Origin of the sequence: Streptomyces sp. NPDC051133 (genome assembly GCF_040682635.1) — a bacterium.
Taxonomy (GTDB): Bacteria; Actinomycetota; Actinomycetes; order Streptomycetales; family Streptomycetaceae; genus Streptomyces.
The window spans coordinates 1-2,095 of the sequence record NZ_JBFBBK010000196.1 but is presented as its reverse complement, the minus strand read 5'-3'; the positions used below and the strand labels follow the sequence as shown (position 1 = coordinate 2,095).

The following is a 2,095-nucleotide window of genomic DNA, read 5'->3' as shown; positions in this document are numbered from 1 at the left end:
GACTGGCGGCGGGGATGGTGGTGGTGACGGTGTTGGTGGCGGTATCGATCACCGACACCGTGTTCGAATTCTCGTTGGTGACGTAGGCGTGGGCGCCGTCCGGGGTCACCGCCACAAAAACCGGAAAGGTGCCGACGGGGATGGTGGCGGTGACGGTGTTGGTGGCGGTGTTGATCACCGACACGGTATTCGAATTAGCGTTGGCGACGTAGGCGAAGGTGCCGTTCAGGGCGGCCGCGTGCGCGCCCCGCCCGGTCACCGCCGTACGGGAATGGTTTTTGGCCCGGTGGCCGCCCGAGCCGCCCTGGGCCGCTGCGTGCACGGCCGGCAGCACAACCAGCCCGGCCAGGACAGCGAATGCCGCCGCCAGCCGGCCCAGCCACGCCCACCACCGACTTCCGTCCCGGCATCTCTGAACCCTAAACGGCCCTACGTCCACGTGACGTCTGTTCACTGCTTCTCCTGATCTCGAAACGACGCCGGCCTCAGTCCGTCATGTGCCGGACACGGCGAGCAGAAAGAGACCTCGATCACTACAGAAAGCGATATGCACTATATGAGCGAAATGATGGTTCTTGGCGCAGGCCGGTTCTGATACTCACGGCGAATACCCACCCTGCTCCAGCCGCACCTGAACGACAGGAAGCCAGGGCCCGGTTCGAAGCCGAAGCCCACGGGTGCGTAGGCGCGGACAGTCCTGCGAGGTGAATCGCCCCGGGTTTGATGGAGACATCGAAGACCCGGAAGGATCCCGAGCATGGCTGCTCCCCGTAGGTACCCCGATGAGCTGCGCGAGCGCGCGACCCGGTTGTGTGTCGAGGCCCGCAAAGACCCGGCCGGGCGGTCGGGGGCGATCCGGCGCATCGCCGACCAGCTCGACGTGCACCCCGAGGCCCTGCGTGGCTGGGTCAGGCAGGCCGAGACCGACGACGGCAGCCGGACGGGGACCACGAGCGCGGACGCGGCCCGCATCGCGGAGCTGGAACGCGAGAACCGCGAGCTGTGCCGGGCGAACGCCATCCTGAGGTCCGCGTTGGGTTTCTTCGCGTCAATGACAGTCTCTGGGACATGGGCCTACGGGTCGTGACACAGTGACAGGTACCGGCGGGGCTGGCTCGTTTCTTTGCTGCCCCGGTAACAGTGGCTTGTCGGCGATGTGCCGCCCCGCCGGCCCGGGCCTCTGCCGGTCACGTCCGCCTGGAGGAGGGCGCCTCCCTCGCTCTGGACAGCGTCGACGAACTCCACCCGCCGATCGCCCGCCTGTGCGAAGCGATCGAGCGGGAGCTGCACACCCGCGTGCAGGCGAATCTCTACGCCTCGTGGACCAGCACCGAGGGGTTCGGCGTTCACTGGGACGACCACGACACGGTCATCGTCCAGCTGGACGGCGCGAAGCGCTGGCGGATCTACGGCACCACCCGCCCCTACCCGCTGTACCGCGACATCGAGGACCCCGGCGAGGCGCCCACCGAGCCGGTCGCCGACCTGGTCCTGTGGCCGGGCGACGTCCTGTACGTGCCGCGCGGCGTGTGGCACGCGGTCTCCGCCGACCAGGGCACCCGCTCCCTGCACGTCACCTGCGGCCTGCAGACCCACACCGCGACCGACCTGATGACGTGGGTGTCCGAGCAGCTGCTCACGCACGAGGACTGGCGCCGCGACCTGCCGCTGCTCGCCGCCCCGGACGTCCAGGCCGACGCCGTGGACGGGATGCGCAAGCGGCTCGCCGAACAGCTGGACGACCCCGCGCTGCTCGCCCGCTACCGGGCGGCGATGGACGGGCAGGCCGTCGGCCGGATGGTGCCGAGTCTGCCGTACATCGACGCCGTGCCCGTGGACGGCGGTCTGCGGGTGCGGCTGACCACCGCCCGCGCGGTGCTGGAGGTCGGCGAGGACGCGGTGACGCTGTCGGCCGCTGGCACCGTGTACGAGTTCGCGCGTGAGGCGGAGGCGGTGCTGCGCCCCCTGGTCGACGGCCGCACCGTGGACCTGGCCGCGCTCGCTGACACGGCCGGCCTCGCCCTGGAGGACGTCGCCGCCCTGGTCCAGGAGCTCGTTGCCGGCCAGGCCGCGACGGTGGGGAGCCTGCTGTGAC

3 protein-coding genes are annotated in these 2,095 nt (G+C 70.0%); 2 read left to right on the top strand and 1 reads right to left on the bottom strand.

The genetic code is table 11. From position 1 onward, the window contains the following. On the bottom strand, window positions 1–259 hold a 259-nt coding region (locus AB0N17_RS46330), incomplete at its 3' end, for a beta-propeller fold lactonase family protein (RefSeq protein ID WP_366017683.1). 498 nt (window positions 260–757) lie between these two features. On the opposite strand from AB0N17_RS46330, the gene AB0N17_RS46325 reads away from it, so the two are divergent. Both AB0N17_RS46325 and AB0N17_RS46320 read left to right on the top strand, forming a co-directional pair. Next, on the top strand, window positions 758–1,087 hold the full coding sequence (locus AB0N17_RS46325; RefSeq protein WP_366017682.1) for a transposase: 330 nt from the start codon (window positions 758–760) through the stop codon (window positions 1,085–1,087). 53 nt (window positions 1,088–1,140) lie between these two features. Further along, a complete protein-coding gene (locus AB0N17_RS46320; RefSeq protein ID WP_366017681.1) occupies window positions 1,141–2,094 on the top strand; it encodes a cupin domain-containing protein in 954 nt (317 codons plus the stop codon). Window position 2,095: the final 1 nt, after the last annotated feature.

Bases quoted from the DNA above. Each gene is read 5' to 3' on its own strand.
- AB0N17_RS46325 (WP_366017682.1), top strand. From the start codon at position 758: ATGGCTGCTCCCCGTAGGTACCCCGATGAGCTGCGCGAGCGCGCGACC.